We start from the raw sequence: 22,129 nt of genomic DNA, 5'->3' as shown, positions 1-22,129 counted from the left end.
TTTCGACCACAGGATTCCACGACCATGGCAACTCCCTCCCCGCTGCGCACCGTGCGCGACCTGCTGCGCCTGGCGGTATCGCGCTTCACCGCGGCCAAGCTGTCGTTCGGCCACGGCAGCGCCAACGCCTACGACGAAGCCGCCTACCTGGTGCTGCACACGCTGAACCTGCCGCTCGACACGCTCGACCCGTTCCTCGACGCGCGCCTGCTGCCCGAGGAAATCGACGCGGTGATGCAGGTCATCGACCGCCGCGTCAACGAACGCGTGCCGGCCGCCTACATCACGCATGAGGCGTATATGCACGGCCTGCGCTTCTACGTGGATTCGCGCGTGATCGTGCCGCGCAGCTTCATCGGCGAGCTGCTGCAGGAAGGGCTGGAGCCATGGACTGGCGACACCATCGACGTCGGTCCGGTGCTCGAGCTGTGCACCGGTTCCGGCTGCCTGCCGATCCTCGCCGCGCATGCCTGGCCCAATGCGCAGATCGACGCGGTCGACATCTCGCCCGATGCGCTCGCCGTGGCGCGCCGCAACGTGGCCGACTACAAGATGCAGGACCGCATCCACCTGTTCGAGGGCGACCTGTACGCGCCGCTGCCGCCGGGCGCCACGTACGACGTAATCCTGACCAACCCGCCGTACGTCAACGAAGCCTCGATGCAGGCGCTGCCGCCCGAATACCAGGCCGAGCCGCGCATTGCGCTGGCCGGCGGCGATGACGGCATGGACGTGGTGCGCCGGATCATTGCAGGTGCCAAGGCACGCCTGAACCCGGGCGGCGTGCTGGTGGTGGAGATCGGCAACGAGCACGCCAATGTGGAAGCGGCCTTCCCGGACCTGGAAATCGTCTGGCTGCCCGTCAGCGCGGGCGACGAGCAGGTCTTCCTGCTGACCTATGACGCGCTGCCCGGCTAAGCAGACGTGGCACAGGGCGCGGCAAGCCGCCGCGCCCGCTGTCGTGATGTCCTGAGTCTGCAGTACCCATAACAAGAACAATGACCGGAGACGATCTCCAAGCGCTGCCTGGCGGCAGCACCGTTCCAGCCAGCCATGCCGCGGTGCGCGGCATCGCCGTACTGACCTTCGCCTTTGCGCTGAGCCAGTTCTTCCGTTCCTGCCTGGCGGTGATGGCACCCGAGCTGCAGCATGATTTCGGCCTGTCGCCGGCTGGCTTCGGCGCCCTGTCGTCCTCGTTCTTCCTTGCCTTCGCCGTCGCGCAGATCCCGGTCGGCATCGCCTTCGACCGCTATGGCGTGGGCAGGCCCACGGCCGGGCTGCTGGCGGTCGGCGCGGTATCGTCGATTCTGTTCGTCGCGGCGCCCAACGGCACCGTAGCCACGTTGGCGCAGGTCGGGCTTGGGCTGGCCTGCGCCCCCGTATTCATGGGCCTGCTGCATTTCGCCTCGGAACAGCTCTCCGAGCGCGACTACACGCGCGTGGTCAGCAAATCGAACGCCATGGGCATGGTCGGCGCATTGTGCGCGACCGCGCCGCTGGGCTGGGCGACCGAACTCGTGGGCTGGCGCCCGTCGATGGCGGTCTCGGCACTGGGCATGGTCGCCGCCGCGTGGGGCGTCTGGCGCTTCGTGCGCGATACCGGCCACGCGGAGGCGCGCAGCGCCTCGTGGCCGTCGATGCTGACGCAGAGCGTCCGCCTGCTGGGGCTGGCGCCACTGTGGCTGCTGATCCCTCTGTGCGTGGCCATGGCCGCCGGCACGGCGTTCCGCAACGCGTGGAGCGGGCCTTACCTCGCCGATGTCTACGGGCTCAGCTCGGCGTCCCGCGGCGTGGCGCTCACGCTGCTGAGCGTGGCCGGATTCCTCACCGCCTTCCTGCTGCCCGTGCTGGTACGGCGCAGCACGCTCAAGACCGCCATCTTCGCGTGGTCCTGCGTGTCGATGTCCGCTGCCGTGATGCTGACGCTGTGGCCCGCTCCCGGCGTGGCCAGCGGCGTGGCGCTGATGGCCCTGCTCTCGACCATCGGCATGCTCCATCCGCTCGTGATGGCGCAGGGCCGCGGCCTGATCCCGCCGTCCAGGCGCGGGCGCGGGCTGGGGTTGCTCAATACCTTCGTGTTTCTTGGCTCCGCGCTCACGTCGTGGGGCTACGGGCTGATTGCCAATATCGGACATCTGCGGCACTGGGGCGAGCCCGCGACGTATGCCGCGATCTTCCTCTCGGCGGCCGTGCTAGTGGCTGCGGCGCTGGTGCCCTACTTCTTCAGTCCGGCGCAAGGCAATCATTAGTTCCGGGCTTCAATCAGCCAGAACGCAGCCGCCCGAATCCACAAGCTCATGCATCTGCGGGGGCGCCGACGGTGATCCCGACCCACGCACCCAGTCTTTCCGCCTGCAGGCATGCAGGCTCCTGTACACGAATTCTCGCCCTTCTACGTTAAGCCTCCGGAAGCGGATCAGCCAGGGTTCCATGCGGACCCCGGGCCCCTGCTTGTACAGACCAAAAACAACCGGAAAACGTGAGAAAGAGCCTCCTCGCATTCGCCGCGATGTCCGCCATCGTCGCGGTTTGCGCCCGCATTGACAGCGCTGGTGCCACCCCTCCAACCATCGTCGCAAACCTGTCCGGTACGCCGGCCCTCGGCAAGGAGCACGCTGCTGCTGCCGCCGCAAGCACACGCAAGGCCTCTTACCTCCGGACCGACCCTCGCCTCGAATTCTTCAACGCCCTCAACGCCCTGCGCATCGCCATGGGAGTAGGCGCGTTGCGGCAAGACCCCGCGCTCGACGCCGCGGCGGAAAACCACCTCGAGTACATGAAGCTCAATGCGGTGATGAGCCACACGGAGATCTACGGGAATCCTGGCTTCACCAGCCCCGATCCGTACCACCAGGTGCTTGCCGTGGGCGGCTCGCGCCAGCAATGGGTCGGACAGAATGCCTACAACGGCGATATCGGCCGCTGCCTTGCCTCGCTGGCGAACTCCGTTTACCACCTGCAGGGAATCACCAGCAATCAGGAGACCATCGGCCTCGCCATGCGTGACAACTACTGCGTGGCAAACTTTGGCGTGGTGACCGCGGCAGGAAGCGGAGGCTATGGCCTCGCCCAATGGGGCGGCCAGCAACTGTCACCCGGCACTGGCGCTCACTACCCCCCCAACAACGCCAGCGTCCACGGCCTGTTCGTTCCGGCTGACGAGACCCCGAATCCGGCGCCCGACCTGGCCACCGCCGGTACCCCGATCATGTTCCGGGTCAACGTGGAAAAGCCGGGTGACGTGCTGACGGTTTCAAGCTTCACACTGACCGGCCCACGCGGCGAATCCGTGCCCGCTCGCATCCTGGTGCCGGCCGAATCCAAGGCTGGCTCGGTGGCTTCGGCTATCGCGGACGCGGGCCTGTATCGAGGCGTGGTGTTCCTGCTCCCCACCCAGCCCATCGCTGCGGGCGCCTATATCGCGAGCTTTGTCGGGGCGCGGAACGGCATGGCGATCAGCAAGTCCTGGCGCTTTACGGCGTACTGATCAGGATCCTCCCGCCAGGGCGGCCCGACTGCGGACCGCCCAGCCCTCACGGCTCCTGCAATGTCACCCCGTGGCTGGCGAAGATGCGGGCCAGTTCGCCCTTGCGCCGCAGCGCCTCCAGTGCGTTTTCCAGCGATTCGGCCAGCGCCTGGTCGCCGGCCTTGATGGCCATGCCAATGGCCCATCCGCGCGGCGGCAACAGCGGTGAAGCGATGTCCGACGTGGCAAAGCGCGAAGCGGACTGGTTTGCGGTTTTCAGTGCGCTCTCGTATTGCGCGCGGGTCACCATGGCAGCGGCGATATCACCGGAAAAAAGCGCGCGCAGCGCGTCGTCGGCTTCGGGGTAGATCTTCACTCTGTCACGCAAGGCGCCGCCGGCGCCGGACAACAAGGCGTTGGCGCCGGCCGAGCCGGCGGCTGCGCCGGTGGCCTGGCCCGCCAGGTCTTCCAGACCGCGCACGTCCGGCACCCGCTCGCGGTCGCGCACCAGCACAAAGGTCTCGCGATAGTAGGGAGCGAAGATCAGGGCCTTGTCGTTGGCTCGCATGAAGGCACGGTCGACCGGCACGTGCAGCATCACGTCCGCCGGGCCGTAGCCGAGGTAATGGCCGCGCCATACCATCGACCGCAGGTCGTCGGCCATGTCATCGTCGGCATCGAATGGCAACAGCGACACCTGCAAGCCCAGCTCGCTGGCCAGGGCCCTGGCCAAGGCCACGTCGATGCCGGCGTACTGGCTGCCCGCGACCGCCGAGAACGGCGGCAAACCCTTGTAGACCGCGACCTTCAGCGTACCGTTCTGGCGGATCCGGGCGAGGTCCGCCAGCGCCGGCCGGGTGCAGAGCAGCGCGCCGGCCGCCAGCAAGGCGCCGCAAAACCTGCGCCGGGTGCCGGCCGGCTCAGCCGGGGTCGGACAAGGCCTCGGTGACATGGAATTTCTCCTGAACGTGGGAAACGACGAATCTGAAAAATGGGGTTCGCTTGCGGGACTGCGCGGCCTTACTCGCGCCGCGATTCCAGATAGGTCTTGATCGCCCACACGGCTTCCTGGCTCAGCACGCCGTCAAACGGCGGCATGTAGACACGGCCATCGCGGGTCCGGCCCTTGCGCACGGTGGTGGTGAAGTACTGCGAGATCTCGCTGATACAGGCCTGCTTCTTCCTGGCATCGGCCAGCGACATGCAATCGCCGTCGATCTTGCGCAGGTCGGGGGCGATGCCGCCGGATACCGCTTCCAGGCCGTGGCAGCGCGCGCAGTTCTGGTTGTAGGCCGAGCTGCCGATCCGCTGGGCCTCCTGCTGTTCGCTGCCGCGATAGGGGTTGTCCGGACGCCATTCGTCGCCAAGCTGCGGCAAGGACTTGGTATCGACCGCTTGGGGCGTGACATCGCCGTGGGCCCATGCGGTTCCGGCCGGGGTGGCGCCCAGCACGGCACATAGCGAAAGCAAGGCAAGCAGGCGGCGCTGCGTTTTCATGGATGTCTCCTACAGTGGTGGATGAGGTTTTTGTTTGCCACCATTTCCGCAAAAGCCATACCAGCGGGCCGGAACGGGCGCCGCACCGCCTGGCAGCAGGCTTTTCGGCCCCTGCTCCGGCGAGTGCAGTGCACCATCGCCACGGCGGTGTCCCGGAATGCCACATACTGGCAAGCGTTTTGCTACATGACGCAACACTGTTGACGCCACGCCAGGTCATGGCGACGAAGGCGTCGACTGCGACCCGCGCAAAGATTGCGGGCGACCATCCACAGGAGACACAGACATGACCATCCCAGCGGAACCCGTTCGCCCTGCCGCGTCCGGCAATACAGGCGATATGGCCGGCCAGCCAGAGCGCGCCGAACTGATTGCCCTGGCCCACCAGCGTTCCGCCTCGTATGGCCTGCGCCCGTATGAGTCGCCGGACTTCTGCCCGGTGCTGCAAAGCGAACTGAAGACGCGCATCGAACGCAGCCAGTCCCTGTTCACGTACGCGCTGCCGGTGATGGAAACGCTCTACGACCAGATCGTGAATACGCAGAGCATGGTGATCCTGACCGACGCCGACGGCCTGATCCTGCACTCGCTGGGCGACGACGATTTCCTCGCCCGGGCCGACAAGGTGGCGCTGCGCGCGGGCGCGGACTGGTCCGAGGAGAGCCGCGGCACCAATGCCATCGGCACCGCGCTGGCCGAAAACCGCGCCACGCTGGTCCACGGCGCCGACCATTTCCTGGAGGCCAACCAGTTCCTGACCTGCTCGTGCATGACCATCCTCGACCCCTACGGCAAGACCGTGGGCGCGCTGGATGTGACGGGCGACCAGCGCGGCTTCCACAAGCACACCATGGCGCTGGTGCGGATGTCGGCGCAGATGATCGAGAACCAGCTGTTCGGCAACGCCTTCCGCGACATGGTGTGCATCCGCTTCCATTCGCGCGCGGAGTTCCTGGGCACGCTGGTGGAAGGGATTGTCTCGTTCACGCCCGGGGGGCGCTTCCTGTCGTCGAACCGCAGCGGGCAGTTCCAGCTTGGCATGTCCAATGCGGCGCTGCAGGCGCATACCTTTTCTTCGCTGTTCGGGATGCCGATGTCCCTGCTGTTCGACGCGGTGCGCGGCGCGCCGGCCGGCATCGTGCAACTGCAGCTGCCGAGCGGCGTCAAGGTCAGCGCGCGCGCGGAATGGAAATCCAGTTCCGCCTCGATGCCCGGCACGGCCGCGGCGGCCGCGAGCACCCCGGATGCCATTACGGCGCCGCGCCGCCTCTATGCAACCCCGGCCCGGGCCGAGGGGCTGGCCGACCTGGACACCGGCGACGCGCAGATCCGGACCGTGATCGGCAAGCTGCGCAAGGTCATCGGCAAGGACATACCGGTGATGGTGCTGGGCGAAACCGGCACCGGCAAGGAGCTGATGGCACGCGCCATCCATGCCGACAGCCCGCGGCACGCGGGGCCCTTCATCGCGGTGAACTGCGCCTCGATCCCGGAAAACCTGATCGAGTCGGAGCTGTTCGGTTACGAGGAAGGCGCTTTCACGGGCGCCCGCAAGAAGGGCGGCATCGGCAAGATGCTCCTGGCCAATGGCGGCACCCTGTTCCTCGATGAGATCGGCGACATGCCGCTGCACCTGCAGGGGCGGCTGCTGCGCGCGCTGCAGGAACGCGCCGTCCAGCCGCTGGGCAGCAGCAAGGTGATCCAGGTGGATGTGATGGTGGTGTGCGCGACCAACCGCAACCTGCGCGAGATGGTCGCCGGCGGCCAGTTCCGCGAAGACCTGTACTACCGCCTGAACGGCCTCGTGGTGCGCCTGCCGGCCCTGCGCGAGCGCAGCGACCTCGACGTGGTGGCGGGCAAGCTGCTGCGCCAGGACCAGGGCCAGGCCGGCGGGGAACCGCCTCGCATTGGTGACGCTGTGATGGAACTGTTCCGCCGCTATCACTGGCCGGGCAATCTGCGCCAGCTAGGCAACCTGCTGCGCACGGCGCGTTTGATGGCCGAAGGCGAAGCCGAGATCACCGAGGACCACCTGCCCGACGATTTCCTGGACGACCTGCGCGAGCGGCAAGCGCCGGCGGCGGTGCCCGGCGGGCAGGCGCTGCGGGGAATGCCGGTATCCGTGACTCCCGCCGGGCAGGCGGGCACGCCGCCGACCCGACTGGCCGAGGTCGAGGCACAGCTCATCGTCGCCACCGTCAACGCACACCACGGCAATATCTCGGCCGCGGCCAAGGCACTGGGCATTTCGCGCAATACGATCTACCGGAAGATGGAGGAGGCGCGCGGGCTGCCGCAACCTCCGGGCTGATCCCTTCGGTTTCAGTGCTGCCGTCATCCTGGCTGCCAGCGCGCCGCGACGATCGCGGCGGCCAGTGCCTTGCCCAGTTTGCCTGTGGCGAGGTGCCCGCCATCGACCCACTCCAGGCGCGCGCCAGGCATGGCGGCCTGCAGGCGCCGGGCATTGGCGGGACGGCAGACCGCATCGGCCCTGCCGTGCAGCACTGTCACCGGCAGGCCATGTGCGGCAATCGTCCGCGCCGCGCGCAGCAGGCCCGGCTTGCCGAACCCGGCCCGGTTGCGCAGGTAGTGCGCCTGGATGCGGTACTTGGCGGCCATCGCCTCCCGCATGCGCAGCGGCTGGCTGCGCAACTGCTGCCGTGCGGACAGGCCCAGCAATTCCCGTTCACTCTCGCGCCACGCCGCGGCGGTGTGCCATTTCTGGACAGGTGTTCCACTTTGCAACAGTCGTGACACAGTGAGCAACTGGGCCCGTGCATCCGGCAGGCGCTCGCCGCGCGGCTTGACGCGTTGCAGCATGCGCCGGCCGCCGAGGCGCGGTGCAAACAGCCTGGCGATGTCGTCGCGGCCGGTCAGGAACGTACCCCGCAATACCAGCGCCGCGACCGCATCCGGGCACTTCGCCGCATAGGCCAGCCCCAGGGCCGCGCCCCAGGAGCCACCGACCACGCCCCAGCGCTCGATGCCCAGCGCCTGGCGCAACTGTTCGAGGTCGGCCAGCAGCGCGCCCACGTTATTGCGGCGCAGGGAACCCGCCGGCCGGGACTTGCCGGCACCGCGCTGGTCCGGCATCACGACACGGTGCCATGCCGGATCGAACCACGCCGCCATGGCCGCCGAGCAACCGCTGCCAGGACCGCCGTGCAGCACCAGCCATGGCTCGCCATCCGGTGGCCCGGCCAGCCGCACATGCAAGCGCTGCGCGTCCGGCGTACGCAGGTAGAAGCAGTCGGATGCGAGCGGAACGTCGGGCATGGATGTTGCCTTGAAGGGAAGCGGCAGCCAGCCTGCCGCGCCAAGATGATATTCACTAACCATGCCACAAAGGAGAGAGACATGACCTGGACCACGCCTGCCTATACCGAGCTGCGGCTGGGCTTCGAGATCACGATGTATATCGCCAACCGCTGAAGCTTCCTGCGCGCGGCGGCATGTCAACGTCCCCGCATCACCGCCGCGATCGCAGGCGCAAGGCACGCAGGCGGATCGCAAGAACCGTGAAGCGGGGCAGGCATCGGATCCAGCGTACCGGTCCGCGCGCCTGCCCCTGGCAACCATGACCAACCTAACTCGCTCGCGCCATGACAACCATCCGGGTACTCGGATCGGCCGCCGGCGGCGGCTTTCCGCAGTGGAACTGCAACTGCCACAACTGTGATGGCGTGCGCCGCGGCACCGTGCGGGCCACGCCCCGCACCCAGTCATCGATCGCCCTGTCCGGCAACGGACCGGATTCGATCCTGGTCAATGCTTCTCCCGACATCCTGCAGCAGCTGCGCCAGACGCCGGCGCTGCAACCGGCACGCGCGCCGCGCGATACGGCGATCGCGGCCGTGTTGCTGATGGATGCCCAGATCGACCACGTCACCGGCCTGCTGATGTTGCGCGAGCACCGCCAGGCCTTGCCGCTCTACGCCACGGCCGCGGTGCTCGACGACCTGGGCACCGCCTTCCCGCTGACCCGCATGCTGTCGCACTACTGCGGCTTGCAGACACATACCCTGCCCGGCGACGGCACACCGTTTTCCGTGCCGCCGCTGGACGACATCCTCCTTACCGCCGTGCCGCTGCAAAGCAAGGCGCCGCCCTATTCGCCCGGCCGCCACGCGCCGCGCGTGGGCGACAACATCGGCCTGCGCATCGAAGACCGACGCAGCGGCCGCCGCGCATTCTATGCACCGGGCCTTGGCAGCGTCGACGACCACGTCTTCGCCGAGTTGCACGGCGCGGACATTGTGCTGGTCGACGGCACCTTCTGGCGCGAGGACGAGATGCAGTCGCTGGGCTTCTCCGCCAAGGCAGCCGCCGACATGGGCCACCTGCCCCTGTCCGGCCCCGGCGGCATGATCGAGATCCTCGACCGGGTGCCGGCGAGCCGCAAGATCCTTATCCACATCAACAATACCAACCCCGTGCTGGTGGAAGACTCGCCGGAGCGCGCCGTGCTGGCGCGGCACGGCATCGAACTGGCGCACGACGGCATGGAGATCGCGCTATGACAGATTCCACCGCATCAAGCCCCGCGGTGTTCGAGGCCCGGTTACGCGCAAAGGAAAGCGGGTACCACATTCATCACCCGTTCAACCAGCGCATGGCGGCCGGCCTGTGTTCTCCCGGGCAGATCCGCGCCTGGGTCGCGAACCGCTTCTACTACCAGGCCAACATCCCGCTGAAGGACGCTGCCATCCTTGCCAACTGCCCAGACCGCGACACGCGCCGCGAATGGGTGGTACGCATCCTCGACCACGACGGCACCGACACCCGGCCCGGTGGCATCGAGGCCTGGCTGCGGCTGGGCCAGGCCACGGGGCTCGAGCGCGAGTCCTTGCTCGACCATCGGCACGTGCTGCCGGGCGTGCGCTTCGCCGTCGACGCCTATGTCAATTTCGCACGGCGCGCGCCGTGGCAGGAAGCCGTGTGCTCCTCGCTTACCGAGATGTTCGCGCCCGAGATCCACAAGGAGAGGCTGGCCGGCTGGCCCACGCATTACCCGTGGATCGAGGCCGCCGGGCTGGACTACTTCCGCTCGCGCATCCCGCTCGCGCAGCGCGACGTCGACCACGGCCTGCGCGTGACGCTGGGCTACTTCCGCACCGCGGAGCAACAGCAACGCGCCCTCGACATCCTGCAATTCAAGCTCGACGTGCTCTGGTCGATGCTCGATGCGATCCAGCTGGCCAACCCATGACAACCAATCCGCCAGAACTCGCCCGTCCGGTCCTGCACCGGACCTTCCGCCTGCAATGGGAAGAGGCCCAGCAGAACTGGGTGCTGCTGTATCCGGAAGGCATGGTCACCCTCAACGACAGCGCTGCCGCCATCCTGCAGCGCTGCGACGGCGGCCATACGCTGGACATGCTGATCGATGACCTGCAGGCTGCCTTCGGCGTGCAGGGCATCGCCCCGGAGGTACATGCCTTTGTCAAACATGCAACCGAACGCGGCTGGCTGGTCTGACCCCCAGGCCGCTACGCAGCCCGGCCCGCCGCTGTGGCTGCTGGCCGAGCTGACCTACCGCTGCCCGCTGCACTGCGCGTTCTGCTCCAACCCGGTCGACTATGCCCGGCACACGGCTGAACTCGACACCGCGCAATGGTGCGACGTCTTCACCCAGGCGCGCGCGCTCGGTGCGGTGCAGCTCGGCCTGTCCGGCGGCGAGCCGCTGCTGCGCAAGGACCTGGAACAGCTGGTGCGGCATGCGCATGGACTGGGCTTCTATACGAACCTGATCACCTCCGGCGTGGGCCTGACCGACGCCCGGCTCGCCGCGCTGCGCGAGGCCGGCCTGGATCATATCCAGCTCTCCTTCCAGGACTCCACGCGCGAGCTCAACGACTTCCTGTCCAGCACCCGCACGTTCGACCTGAAGCAGCGCGTGGCGAGGCTGATCAAGGCGCATGGCTATCCGATGGTGATGAACTGCGTGCTGCACCGGCACAACCTCCCGCATGTCGGCACCATCATCGAAATGGCGCTGCAGATGGGCGCGGAGTATCTGGAGCTGGCCAACACGCAGTACTACGGATGGGCATGGCACAACCGTCTGGCGCTGATGCCGACGCAGGAGCAACTGCTTGAAGCCGAGGCCGTGGTCAGGCAATACCGGGCGCGCATCGGCAAGCAGTGCCAGCTCCTGTTCGTCGTGCCCGACTACTTTGAAGGCAAGCCCAAGAAGTGCATGAACGGATGGGGCACGACCTTTCTTGGCGTGGCGCCGGATGGGACCGCGCTGCCGTGCCATGCGGCGCGGATGCTGCCGGACCTGGTCTTGCCGAATGTCACTACGCACGGACTGCGCGAGATCTGGCGCGACAGCGACGCATTCCGCCGCTTTCGTGGCACGGCGTGGATGCAGGAGCCCTGCCGGTCATGTGACCATCGGGAGGAGGACCATGGCGGTTGCCGCTGCCAGGCTCTGCTGCTGACCGGCGACCCCGCGGCGACGGATCCGGTGTGCGAGCGCTCCGGCGAGCATGGCAGGGTCACGGAGATTGTGTTGCAGGGCAGGCTCGCCACGTTGCAGGCGCACGCCGGCGCGCAGCCGATGGTGTTTCGCAGCGATGGCAATTCGCTGCGGCTAAGCAGCGGCAACGAATGATGTGGCTGGTCCTGGCACGACAGACGTCCACCCCACTGTAGTGCCAGGACCAACGCAAACCTCACCCCACGCTTAACACCCACTCCGCCAGTTTCCTCGCGTCCGCCTCGCCGAGATTCCCATGCGCCGGCATGGGAACCGGCCCCCAGACACCCTTGCCGCCTTCGCGGATCTTCTTGCCGAGCCGCTCGGCCGCCTGGCCGTCTCCCTTGTACTTCGCCGCCACCTCGGCAAACCCCGGGCCTATCACTTTCGTTTGCATGCCATGGCAGGCGAAGCATCCATTCTTGTCAGCCAGGGCCTGCATACCGGCCGCAGTGTCCGCCTGAGCCACGCAAGGCAGCAGCAGTAACGCCGCCGCCAGTGCCATCCATTCCTTCTTCATACCTTGATCCCGCTGTTTCGTATCGCAAATACGCCGGCATCGGGTCAGCGATGCCGGCGTGTCCAGAGCATCGATTGGCGTTCAGCCCTTATGCAGCTTGAACACCCACACCGAGCCGCCCTGCTCAAGGAAGTTCACCCGCTTGGCGACTTCCCCGCCCCACAGCGGCACCGCGCCGCCCCATCCCGACACCACGGCCACGTATTGCTCGCCGTTGTCTTCCCAGGTGACCGGCGGCGCCACCACGCCACTGCCGGTCTGGAACTTCCACAGCTCCTTGCCGGTCCTGGCGTCGGCGGCCTTCAGGTAGCCTTCCGGCGTGCCCCAGAACACGAGCCCGCCGGCGGTGGTCATCGCCCCGCCCCACAGCGGCGCGTTGTTCCTGACCTCCCAGACGATCTTGCCGGTCTTGGGGTTGATCGCGCGCAGCGCGCCGATGTAGTCCTCGTTCAGCGGATGGATGGTGAAACCGGCGCCCAGGTAGGCTGCGCCCTTCTTGTAGCTGACCGGCTCGTTCCAGATGTCCATGGCCCACTCGTTGGCCGGCACATAGAACAGGCCGGTCTGCGGGCTGTAGGCCATCGGCTGCTGGTTCTTGCCACCCAGGAAACCGGGCGCGGCGAGTACGGACTTGCCCTTCTTCGGGTCGTCGCCACTGGCCGGGTCGCCGGGGCGGCCTTCGTCGATGTAGTTGGGCCGGCCGGTCTTCAGGTCAATGCCGGTGGCCCAGGTGATCTTCTTCACGAACGGGAAGGCATTGACCAGCTTGCCGCTGGCCGCGTCGTTGACATAGAAGAAGCCGTTGCGGTCGGCCTTGCCGCCCATGCGCTTGCCGTCCAGGTCGAAGGTCACGAATTCATTGACGCCATCAAAGTCCCAGCCATCGTTCGGAGTGTTCTGGTAGTGCCAGACGATCTTGCCGGTGGCCGGATCGATCGCCACCGTCGACGCCGAGTACAGGTTGTCGCCCTTGCGGATATGGCTGTTCCACGGGCCGGGGTTGCCGGTGCCGAAGTAGACCAGCCCCGTGGACGGATCATAGGTGCCGCCAAGCCAGGTAGCGGCGCCGCCGGTCTTCCAGGTCTCGCCGGGCCAGCTGGCGTTCTCGGTGCCGGTCACGCCGTTCTCGGTCTTGTTGCCGTCCTTGTCGTACTTGTAGCCCATGTGGCCTTCGACCACCGGGCGCGACCACACCAGTTGCCCGGTCTTGGCATCGCGCGCCTCGACCCGGCCGACCACGCCGAACTCGCCGCCCGAAATGCCGGTGAGCACCATGCCTTTGACGATCAGGGGCGCCGCCGTGTACGAATAGCCCGCGGCATAATCCGCCAGCTTCTCCTTCCACACCACCTTGCCGGTCTTCTGGTCGAGCGCGACCAGTTGCGCATCCAGCGTGCCGAAGATAACCAGGTTGTCGTAGAGCGCCGCGCCGCGGTTGACCACGTCGCAGCACGGCATGATGCCTTCGGGCAGCCGGTGCTCGTACTTCCACAGCTTGCTGCCGGTCTTCAGGTCGAGCGCATAGAGGCGAGAGTACGACGCGGTGACAAACATCTTGCCGTCGTGGATCAGTGGCTGCGCTTCCTGCCCGCGCTGCTTTTCGCCGCCGAACGAGAACGACCACGCCGGCACCAGGTTTCCGACGTTCTTGGTATTGATGCGCGTCAGCCCGGAATAGCGCTGGCCTTGCGGTCCCATGCCCCATGACAATACGTCGCCGGGGCTCTTCGCATCGTTCTCGATCATGGCATCGGTCACTGCCGCCTGCGCGGCCAGCGTGGCCACGGCGGTCGCGACTGCCATCACTAGTCGTAACGTCCTCATTGTCATCTCCTCTTTATTCTCGGTTTCCACCGGCGCACCACTGCGCCATACACCAGTGACGCTTTTGGCAATTCCCATGCCAGTCGGATTGCCGCACAAACACGCCGGTTGCAGACGCATGACGCCGTGGCGGCCGTGTCAGCACGCAACATTGCGTTGCATCTGCTCCAGAACTGAACAACCGCCGGTGGCCTGGGCAGTCAGCCAAAGGGGTCACGCCAGCGCATAGCGCCCCGAGGTACGGAACCTGCTCTGTCTCCCTCAGCCAGTTCAGGTCCGGTCGTTGCCCAACGCAGGCAGCCACCCCTAATCCGGAGGAGACGCAAGATGCCAACCAACCCGTTCCCTGCGCCGCCACCGCAGGCCACCCACCACACCCGCGCGCGGCGTGGCAAGCGCTGCCGCCGCGCGGCCACGGCGATTGCCATGGCCGCAGCAGTGCTGGCGCAGCGGCCCGCTGTTGCGCAATGGGACACCGCTGCGCCAAAGCAGGACAGTGCCGTGCTGCCAGAAGTGCTGGTGGTGGCGGCCGCGCCGCTGCCCGGCATCGGCGTGGACGGCAACCTGGTGCCCTACACGGTGCAGACCGTGCGCGGCGATGACCTGAACGGTACGCGCGCCAGCAACCTGGCCGACTACCTGGGACGCAACCTGGCCGGCGTCAACGTCAACGATATCCAGGGCAGCCCCTTCCAGAGCGACATCACCTACCGCGGCTACCGAGCCTCATCGATCGCGGGCGTGCCGCAAGGCCTGTCGGTCTACCTCGATGGCATCCGCATCAACGAGCCGTTCGGCGATGTGATCAGCTGGGACATGATCCCGGAGGCCGCCCTGGAAAGCGTGTCGCTGGTCTCCAGCGCCAACCCGGCCTATGGCCTGAACAGCCTGGGCGGCGCGCTGGCCATGACCACGCGCTCGGGCCTGGACTCGCCCGGCTTCACGGCCGACCTGTCCTATGGCAGCGGCAACCGCAAGCGCGCCGACCTGTCGGGCGGCGTGCGCAGCGAAGGCGGCTGGCACGCCTTCGCCGCCGGCACGCTGTTCCAGGAGCATGGCTGGCGGGACGACTCGTCAGGGCGACTCGGCAACGTCTTTGCCAAGGCGGGCTATGCGGGCGAGACCGACAGTTTCGACGTATCGCTGCTCCATGGCCGCAGCACGCTGACCGGCAATGGACTGGTACCGGCCTACCATGCCAGCGGCAACGGGACTGAGCCCGACATCTACCAGTTGAACCGTCGCGCGGTCTATACCTACCCGGACCAGACGCGCAACCAGGTCACCCAGGTCGCCATCAACGGCCGCCACTGGTTCGACGACAAGACCAGCGCAGCCGCCCTTGCCTACGTGCGCAACAGCCGGCGCGACACTACCAGCGGCGACGTCAACCCCGACTACGAGGCCTATGCCGAAGCCTGTGCGGACGGGTTCAACGCCGATGGCAGCCCGCGTGGCGACGGCTGCGGCGTAACCCGTGCCGAAGGCGCGGCGCTGCACCCGGCCGTGGTCAATACCAGCCATATGCGGCAGCAGACCGTAGGCGTAGCCGTGAGCCTGGCCAGGGAGACCGAACACCACGTGCTGAATGCCGGCATCAGCCTGGACCGAAGCCGGCTGACCTATTCCCAGTACGCCCAGCCGGGCACCTTCACCGACGACCGCGGCGCCGTGGCCGATGCCGGTGCGCCAAATAACCTGGTCTCCGGCGTCAGCGGCAACGCCCGCACGTTCGGCATGTACCTGTCCGACACCTGGACCCTGACGCCCAGCACATTCCTGACGGCGTCGGCACGATGGAATCTCGCCACGGTGAGCAATACCCTGCAAAACAGCGACGGCAGCGAGCAACCGCGCGAGAGCTTTACCTACCGCCGTCTCAATCCCGCGCTGGGCCTGGTGCAGAAGCTGGGCGGCGGGGTCTCGGTGTTTGGCGGCTATGCGCAGAACAGCCGCGTGCCCACGGTGCTCGAACTGGGCTGCGCCGACCCGACTCAGCCGTGCCGCCTGCCCGCCGGGCTGCAGGCGGACCCTTACCTGAAACAGGTCGTCTCGCACGCCTTCGAAACCGGTGTGCGCTGGCGCCCCGGCAAGGACACCGACGTCACCGCGACGCTCTACCGCATCGACAACCACGACGACATCCTGTTCCTGCGCGCGCCCAATACACAGATGGGCTACTTCGCCAACTTCGACCGCACCCGCAACCAGGGCCTCGACCTCACCGCCCGCCAGCGCGTCGGCGATGTCACCTTGCGCTTTGCCTACAGCTACTTGCAGGCCACCTACCAGGCGACCGGGCAGCTCGCGGTCGGCGAGCGCACCATCGACGTCCGCCCCGGCATGCGCATGGCAGGCCTGCCACGCCACACATTCAAGTTCGGTGCGGACTGGCAGGCGCTGGCGGGGCTGACCTTGGGCGCCGACCTGGTCGCCGTGTCCGACAGCCCCGCCAGCGGCAATGAAGACGGACTGCGCGGCGACCCCCAGCCGGGCCAGCCGCCCAAGGCGGCCAACTGGCACGTGCCCGGCTACGCCACGGTCAACCTGCGCGCGGCATACCAGGTCAACAAGCACTTCGAGGTCTATGCCCGCGTGGCCAACTTGTTCGACCGCCGCTACGAAACCTACGGCCAGGTCGCGAACAACGTGTTTCCCGGCGGCGCCCTTGTGCAGCCGCATGTCGCGCCAGGCGACAGCGCGACGGCGTTGTTCGTGGCTCCGGGGGCGCCGCGGAGTGTCTGGCTGGGCCTGGTGTACTGGATGTAGCAGCCGTCTGAGAGGGCCTGAACAGGCGTTTCAATCCTGATTCAAACCTGGCGCGGCGACTCTAGACTGTTTTCCTGATAGGCCCGGGCGTGTTGGTGTACTACGCTCGAAAAAAATGAACACGCCACTGAAACCGGGGGGAATCATGGGTGAGCGGATTTCGCGCGTGCAGCACGCGCCGGCTGGCCCTGCGCTATTTGAGATGCCTGCCGCCGCAACGGCCCGGCAGTCGGGCGCGGAGGATCCACTGCTGGGCTGCCTGCTGTTGATAAACCGGGCCCGACAGCGGCCGGTGTCGTCCATCGCCCTGCAGGAATGGCTACCTCGGCAAGGGGGGATAAACCTGACGTTGTCGCTGCTGGGCACCGCAGCGGAGTATTTCGGCTTGTCGACCCAGCTGGTGGATTGCAGTCTCGACGAGATCTCGGACACCATGCTGCCGGCCATCCTGTTGCTGGCAGGGAACAGGCCTTGCGTGCTGCTCCGGCGCGGCGAATACGGACAGTTGACCGTCGCCCTTCCAGGTTGGGGCGGCGGGGTTCAGGAAGTCGGCTACGATGAATTGCAGGCCCAGTACAGCGGGCACGCAGTCTTGGCACAGCCCGCGCCAAAGCCCGAATTTTCCGGCACTACAGAACTCCCGCAGCCTTGCCCGCCGTCCAGCATGGTGTTGCAGCCAGCATGGCCCGGCCATGGCGAGCGACTGCTTGCCTCGACACTCAAGGTGCTGCGCCTGGCAGGCCGCCGGCTGAAAATGTGGCCCGCACTGGTTGCCAGCACAGTATCCCGTAAGCAGGTCTGATCACGCAGCCTGCCGCCGGCTTCCATGCGATGGCCGGAGAACCGGGAATTTGGTGGTCCCGTTCAGCACTGCGCTGAAGCATGTGCTCCTTGACTTTCAATAGACGGAATCTAGGATTCTGAGAGCCGCGGCGACCCGCATGCGAGATTTTTTTCTCCTGCGGAGGAGCCCGGCTGACCAGCCGCGACCATGACGCGCTGGCCATCGCGAATCAAGGCAGACCGACCGACGCACTTGCCGGGCCAGACAAGGCATCTGGGCTGGCGGGATGGCTCATGAGCGCCGTACAAAAAGGCGATGCCTGTTGTCGATTCGTGGACCACGCTACCAAAAAACAAGCCGAATAATCGGGATTAGGGGTCAACATGAATTCGATCAAGCGCAAGCGTTGTATTGCGGCTTTGGCCTGCCTGACACTCAGTGCGGGCGCCTTTGCGCAATCCGTCCCCGGACTCCGGGGCCGGTTGCTGGATCAGACAACCACACTACGCGTCAGTGCGGGCGAGCTGGCGAAACTGCTGGGTTCAACCGATGCAGGACGGCAGCTTATGCAGGTCGCCGGTACCCCGGCTTGCGCGCTGGAGATCGTCTATTTCCGCTATGGCACGATCGGCGGCGCGAATGAGATTACCAACGCCAGCGCCGCCCTGATGATTCCCAGTGGCGAGCCGGCCTGCAGTGGGCCGCGCCCGACCATGCTCTATGCCCACGGGACCACAACGTATCGCAATTTCAATATTGCCGATCTGGCGCAAACGGACAAGAGAAACGGCGACGGCGCATCAGAAGGCCTGGCCGTTGCCGCCATGTACGCGGCTCAGGGCTATATCGTCATAGCGAGCAACTACGCGGGATATTCAGGCTCCGGTCTTGCTTATCACCCGTACCTGAATGCGGCGCAGCAGTCGGCCGATATGATCGACTCGCTCGCGGCCGGCCGGGTGGCCATGGGCAAAGCAGCCTCACACAAGCTGACCTGGGATAGCGGCAAGCTATTTGTGACCGGCTATTCGCAAGGCGGCTACGTTGCCATGGCCACGCACCGTGCCCTGCAAGCGGCGGGGGTCAACGTGACGGCGGCGTCGATGGGTTCCGGCCCCTATGCCCTCGGGGCCATGGGCGATGCCCTGGTCGCGGGCGAGGTGGATATCGGCGCCACCGTGTTTACGACCCTGATCGCAACAAGCTACCAGCATGCCTATGGGAATCTCTATGGGAATCCAGGCGATTTCTATGAGCCTGCCTACGCGCATAACGTCGAAAAATTGCTGCCGAGCATGACGTCACTGGACGCCTTGATCGAAAAACAAAGACTTCCTGCTACCGCGCTCTTCAGCCTTACAGCTCCTGCCCCGCAGTTTGCAGCGCTGACGCCACCCACGTCATCACCGCTTGCGCCGTCGGACCTGACGCCGATATTTGCCCTCGGGTTCGGCCAGGGCAACCTGGTGCGCAATGAATATCGTCTGAGCATGCTGCAAGACGGACTCGTGAATCCGGACGGCGCATTCCCGAATGCAACGGTTGCGATGGCGCCGGCGGCCAGTCCGGCCCATCCCCTGCGTCACGCATTCATGCGCAATGACTTGCGCAACTGGACGCCGAACACTCCGGTTCAACTCTGCGGCGGGCACAACGACCCGACTGTCTTTTTCTTCAACGCGACCGTCGAGCAGGCTTACTGGAAAAACGCCAAAGTCCCGCAAACGCTGACTACGGTGCTGGACGTGGATTCCTCAGTCGCCGGGACCAATGATCCCTATGCCGCGATCAAGCAAGGCTTTGCCAACGCGAAGGCAACACTGGCCGCGCAGGCTGTAGCCGGCGGCGCTACGGATGGCGGCGCCTCCGCGGTAATCGAGGCTTACCACGGCGATCTGGTGGCGCCGTTTTGCATGGCTGCGGCACGCACGTTCTTTGGGGGCTTCTGAGGCGTTTGTCAGTTTCCTCAGGCGTGCATAGTCGGGGTATTGCGAGAGCGGGCGGATCCATTTGATGAGCCCGACTCGCAGCCAGACCGGCGATGCCGAGCCGAACTTGGGCGCGGCTCGGAAGCGGCTGGAAGCGGCTGGAAGCGGGCAATTTCCCGTTTGCTCTACCCGCCCGTGGCGATGGTGTGGACTTCAGTCCAGCTGAAAATCCTGGTCATACAACAAGGCCAGCACACTCAGTACCTGCGTCTCGTGCGCGAGCCTGGCAGCGAGGGACAACAGATCCTCGCGCATTTCCTCACTCATGCCTCCGGGGCTATCGCTCCTGGTGCCGTAGTCGCTGGCCACAAACAGCACGCCATGAAGCTGCGCGGCGCGTTCCGTCGCCAGGCTCAGCGGGTTTTCACCTGGGCGGTGAGCGGTGACGAGCATGCCGGCACCCGTGTGCTCCGCCGTGATGCCGTTGCAGGTGTGGCTATGCATGATGCACCTCCGTTTGCGAGGCGAGCATGCTTTGTGGAACTGCGAAGGTGCCTGAAATTGCCAATGGCCCTGTATGGGCAAACAAAGACCGAATCATAGAACTGCCTCCATTCAGTGCAGGTTCAATACCGATCCCCCGCTGCTAGTCGGGGTGGGCGGACGCAAGGCAGGGTTAGCAGACCGGCGAAATGGACCAGCGAGTCCAGAGACTCCCCCGCCAAGGGCCCGCCCATTGGGCGCGCACACAGGCACGGTGGACGTAAGAATACCGCCAGAAGGCGGTCGTCCAGCCATTTCGTCCGGGCTGCTAAACCCGGTCGCTTCAGTTGTAGCGACCACGGCAGTATGGTGTCGCGCCTTGCTGGCGAGAATGAGGATTGCCTCAAAAGTGGGGAGGCGCGGTTGCGCATCGGCCCCTGCCGGCCATTCTCGGTCCGTCGGCCCATGATCGATCAATGACCAAATTGGAGAAGCGGCCGATGTTCGGCAACCGCGCTCTGCGGTAGAAACCCCCTCCCATGAGGCACTGCCGAAGGACGCGGCAAGGCGATAGTGTCAAGAAAATTCCCCCCCACCATGCGGGGTAACACAACCAACAGATCAGTCACAAAATAGCCGCTTCGTGAATTTGCCGCACGGCAGAAGGGGAACCCCCTATCACAAGGGATCTGGTCCCAGGCTGATTCGGGTGCTACCCGAGCCTTGGAGCAGCCCTGATGTCGACGACCCTCCCCGCCTGGCAAGATTTGCGTGAGCACGCCGCCAGGATTCGCGATACCCATATGCGTGACTGGTTCGCGGGCCCGCACGGCCAGGCCCGCTCCGAGCGCCTGACGGCTGAAGCCTGCGGCCTGACCCTTGATTACGCCAAGAACCGCATCACCGAGGAAACGCTGAACCTGCTGTTCGAGTTGGCCCGCCAGGCACAGGTATGCGAACGGCGCGATGCCATGTTTGACGGCGAACCGGTCAACACCACCGAGCGCCGCGCAGCACTCCATATGGCACTGCGAGCCCGCCCCGGCGATGGCTACCGTGCATTGGGTATGCCGGTAGAGGCCGACGTATCAGCCGTCCTCATGCAGATGGAACTTTTCGCGGATGAAGTGCGCAGCGGCACCTGGACAGGCTTTGACGGCCGCGCTATCACCGACGTGGTTAACATCGGCATCGGCGGTTCCGACCTTGGGCCACGCATGGTGTGCCGCGCCCTGGAGCAGGATACGGAGCCCGCGCCGCGCATCCATTTCGTCGCCAACGTGGACGGTTGTGACCTGGCGCGCAAGCTGGCTCGCCTGGACGCCGCCACCACGCTGGTGATCGTCTGCTCCAAGACTTTCACCACGCTGGAAACCATGGCCAATGCCCGCACCGCGCGCGACTGGTTCCTGCGCCATGGCGCCAGGCAGACGGATCTGACCCGCCACTTCGTGGCCGTCTCGACCAACCGGGACGCCGTGGCAGCGTTCGGCATCGACCCCGGCAACATGTTTCCCTTCTGGGACTGGGTGGGCGGGCGCTTCTCGCTGTGGTCGGCGGTGGGCCTGTCGATCGCCGTGGCTGTCGGCTTTGACCGGTTCCGCCAGCTGCTGGATGGCGCACGGGCTATGGACCAGCATTTCGCCAGTGCGCCGCCCGAACAGAACCTGCCGATGATCCTTGGCTTGCTCGATGTCTGGTATCGCAGCCTCCTGGGCGCTGGTAGCCGCTGCGTGGCGCCCTATTGCGAACCGCTGGAATTGCTGCCGGCCTTCCTGCAGCAACTGGAGATGGAGAGCAACGGCAAGTCGGTGCAGCACAACGGCGCCGCGCTCGAAGCCGGCTCTGCCGCGGTGGTATGGGGCACCACCGGTACTAACGGCCAGCACGCCTACTTCCAAATGGTGCACCAGGGTTCGCAGCTGGTGCCCGTGGACTTCATTGCCTGCTTGCAGCCGCACAGCGACCTGCCCGGTCACCACACCAAACTGCTGGCCAATTGCTTTGCGCAGAGCGAAGCACTACTGCGCGGGCGGACCGCCGAAGAGGTGCGTGCCGAAGGCCAGGTTGATGAAAGACTGGTGCCACATCTCGTGTTCGAAGGGAATCGTCCCAGCAATACCCTGCTACTGCAGCGGCTGGATGCTTTCCACCTGGGCGCATTGCTCGCCATGTGCGAACACCGTACATTCGTGCAGGGCACGCTTTGGAATGTAAACTCCTTCGATCAATGGGGAGTGGAACTCGGCAAGAAGCTGGCTGGCCCAATCGAGCGCGAACTGGAAGGCGCACCGGCGCAGCCGCATGACGCATCGACAGCCGCGCTGATCCGCCGCGTATGCCGCGCCAGAGCCATGACGCCGGACTGACTCAC

19 protein-coding genes are annotated in these 22,129 nt (G+C 66.1%); 13 read left to right on the top strand and 6 right to left on the bottom strand.

Translation table 11 applies throughout. The features are described from left to right. Positions 1 to 24 precede the first annotated feature (24 nt). From prmB to CupriaWKF_RS07390, 3 genes are all read left to right on the top strand, one after another. Positions 25 to 918 carry a 50S ribosomal protein L3 N(5)-glutamine methyltransferase gene (gene prmB, locus CupriaWKF_RS07400; protein WP_276100325.1) on the top strand — a complete coding sequence of 298 codons (894 nt, stop codon included), beginning with the start codon at positions 25 to 27 and terminating at the stop codon, positions 916 to 918. 80 nt (positions 919 to 998) lie between these two features. After that, positions 999 to 2,249: an MFS transporter gene (locus tag CupriaWKF_RS07395; protein WP_276100324.1), complete on the top strand. Its 1,251-nt coding sequence runs from the start codon at positions 999 to 1,001 to the stop codon at positions 2,247 to 2,249. A gap of 230 nt (positions 2,250 to 2,479) precedes the next feature. Further along, entirely contained in the window at positions 2,480 to 3,487 is a 1,008-nt protein-coding gene (locus CupriaWKF_RS07390; protein ID WP_276100323.1) for a CAP domain-containing protein, read from the top strand. Positions 3,488 to 3,533: 46 nt separating this feature from the next. Here CupriaWKF_RS07390 and CupriaWKF_RS07385 read toward each other — a convergent pair whose 3' ends face one another. Both CupriaWKF_RS07385 and pedF read right to left on the bottom strand, forming a co-directional pair. Next, the gene (locus tag CupriaWKF_RS07385; protein WP_276100322.1) at positions 3,534 to 4,418 is read right to left on the bottom strand and encodes a transporter substrate-binding domain-containing protein; all 885 of its coding nucleotides are present in this window, start codon (positions 4,416 to 4,418) and stop codon (positions 3,534 to 3,536) included. Between the two features lie 68 nt (positions 4,419 to 4,486). Continuing rightward, a complete protein-coding gene (gene pedF, locus CupriaWKF_RS07380; protein WP_276100321.1) occupies positions 4,487 to 4,963 on the bottom strand; it encodes a cytochrome c-550 PedF in 477 nt (158 codons plus the stop codon). Between the two features lie 286 nt (positions 4,964 to 5,249). Here pedF and CupriaWKF_RS07375 point away from each other — a divergent pair, with 286 nt between their 5' ends. Beyond that, the gene (locus CupriaWKF_RS07375) at positions 5,250 to 7,274 is read left to right on the top strand and encodes a sigma-54-dependent Fis family transcriptional regulator (protein WP_276100320.1); all 2,025 of its coding nucleotides are present in this window, start codon (positions 5,250 to 5,252) and stop codon (positions 7,272 to 7,274) included. Between the two features lie 23 nt (positions 7,275 to 7,297). On the opposite strand, the gene CupriaWKF_RS07370 is transcribed toward CupriaWKF_RS07375, so the two are convergent. Further along, positions 7,298 to 8,239, bottom strand: a complete 942-nt coding sequence (locus CupriaWKF_RS07370) for an alpha/beta fold hydrolase (protein ID WP_276100318.1) — start codon at positions 8,237 to 8,239, stop codon at positions 7,298 to 7,300. Positions 8,240 to 8,320: 81 nt separating this feature from the next. On the opposite strand from CupriaWKF_RS07370, the gene pqqA reads away from it, so the two are divergent. From pqqA to pqqE, 5 genes are all read left to right on the top strand, one after another. Continuing rightward, the gene (gene pqqA, locus CupriaWKF_RS07365) at positions 8,321 to 8,395 is read left to right on the top strand and encodes a pyrroloquinoline quinone precursor peptide PqqA (RefSeq protein ID WP_012355514.1); all 75 of its coding nucleotides are present in this window, start codon (positions 8,321 to 8,323) and stop codon (positions 8,393 to 8,395) included. A 170-nt stretch (positions 8,396 to 8,565) separates the two neighbouring features. Beyond that, positions 8,566 to 9,483, top strand: coding sequence for a pyrroloquinoline quinone biosynthesis protein PqqB (pqqB, locus tag CupriaWKF_RS07360; protein ID WP_276100317.1), 918 nt, complete (start codon positions 8,566 to 8,568; stop codon positions 9,481 to 9,483). Beyond that, complete coding sequence (pqqC, locus tag CupriaWKF_RS07355) at positions 9,480 to 10,172, top strand: pyrroloquinoline-quinone synthase PqqC (protein WP_276100316.1); 693 nt, start codon at positions 9,480 to 9,482, stop codon at positions 10,170 to 10,172. The genes pqqB and pqqC overlap by 4 nt, the downstream gene beginning before the upstream one ends. Continuing rightward, positions 10,169 to 10,441 carry a pyrroloquinoline quinone biosynthesis peptide chaperone PqqD gene (pqqD, locus tag CupriaWKF_RS07350; protein WP_276100315.1) on the top strand — a complete coding sequence of 91 codons (273 nt, stop codon included), beginning with the start codon at positions 10,169 to 10,171 and terminating at the stop codon, positions 10,439 to 10,441. Before pqqC ends, pqqD begins: the two co-directional genes overlap by 4 nt. After that, the gene (gene pqqE, locus CupriaWKF_RS07345; protein WP_276100707.1) at positions 10,413 to 11,582 is read left to right on the top strand and encodes a pyrroloquinoline quinone biosynthesis protein PqqE; all 1,170 of its coding nucleotides are present in this window, start codon (positions 10,413 to 10,415) and stop codon (positions 11,580 to 11,582) included. The genes pqqD and pqqE overlap by 29 nt, the downstream gene beginning before the upstream one ends. A gap of 61 nt (positions 11,583 to 11,643) precedes the next feature. On the opposite strand, the gene CupriaWKF_RS07340 is transcribed toward pqqE, so the two are convergent. Continuing rightward, on the bottom strand, positions 11,644 to 11,967 hold the full coding sequence (locus CupriaWKF_RS07340) for a c-type cytochrome (protein ID WP_276100314.1): 324 nt from the start codon (positions 11,965 to 11,967) through the stop codon (positions 11,644 to 11,646). A gap of 81 nt (positions 11,968 to 12,048) precedes the next feature. Continuing rightward, positions 12,049 to 13,791, bottom strand: a complete 1,743-nt coding sequence (locus CupriaWKF_RS07335; protein ID WP_276100313.1) for a PQQ-dependent methanol/ethanol family dehydrogenase — start codon at positions 13,789 to 13,791, stop codon at positions 12,049 to 12,051. Between the two features lie 327 nt (positions 13,792 to 14,118). On the opposite strand from CupriaWKF_RS07335, the gene CupriaWKF_RS07330 reads away from it, so the two are divergent. From CupriaWKF_RS07330 to CupriaWKF_RS07320, 3 genes are all read left to right on the top strand, one after another. Next, entirely contained in the window at positions 14,119 to 16,560 is a 2,442-nt protein-coding gene (locus CupriaWKF_RS07330) for a TonB-dependent receptor (RefSeq protein WP_276100312.1), read from the top strand. A 115-nt stretch (positions 16,561 to 16,675) separates the two neighbouring features. Continuing rightward, positions 16,676 to 17,362, top strand: a complete 687-nt coding sequence (locus tag CupriaWKF_RS07325; protein WP_276100311.1) for a cysteine peptidase family C39 domain-containing protein — start codon at positions 16,676 to 16,678, stop codon at positions 17,360 to 17,362. Positions 17,363 to 17,727: 365 nt separating this feature from the next. Further along, complete coding sequence (locus tag CupriaWKF_RS07320; protein ID WP_276100310.1) at positions 17,728 to 19,293, top strand: prolyl oligopeptidase family serine peptidase; 1,566 nt, start codon at positions 17,728 to 17,730, stop codon at positions 19,291 to 19,293. Between the two features lie 192 nt (positions 19,294 to 19,485). On the opposite strand, the gene CupriaWKF_RS07315 is transcribed toward CupriaWKF_RS07320, so the two are convergent. Beyond that, the gene (locus CupriaWKF_RS07315; protein ID WP_276100308.1) at positions 19,486 to 19,776 is read right to left on the bottom strand and encodes a hypothetical protein; all 291 of its coding nucleotides are present in this window, start codon (positions 19,774 to 19,776) and stop codon (positions 19,486 to 19,488) included. Positions 19,777 to 20,492: 716 nt separating this feature from the next. On the opposite strand from CupriaWKF_RS07315, the gene pgi reads away from it, so the two are divergent. Beyond that, complete coding sequence (pgi, locus tag CupriaWKF_RS07310; protein WP_276100307.1) at positions 20,493 to 22,124, top strand: glucose-6-phosphate isomerase; 1,632 nt, start codon at positions 20,493 to 20,495, stop codon at positions 22,122 to 22,124. The last annotated feature ends 5 nt before the right edge of the window (positions 22,125 to 22,129 follow it).

Source organism: Cupriavidus sp. WKF15 (assembly GCF_029278605.1).
Lineage (GTDB): Bacteria > Pseudomonadota > Gammaproteobacteria > Burkholderiales > Burkholderiaceae > Cupriavidus.
The sequence above is the reverse complement of the archived record's forward strand: the minus strand, read 5'-3'. Positions and strand labels throughout refer to the sequence as shown.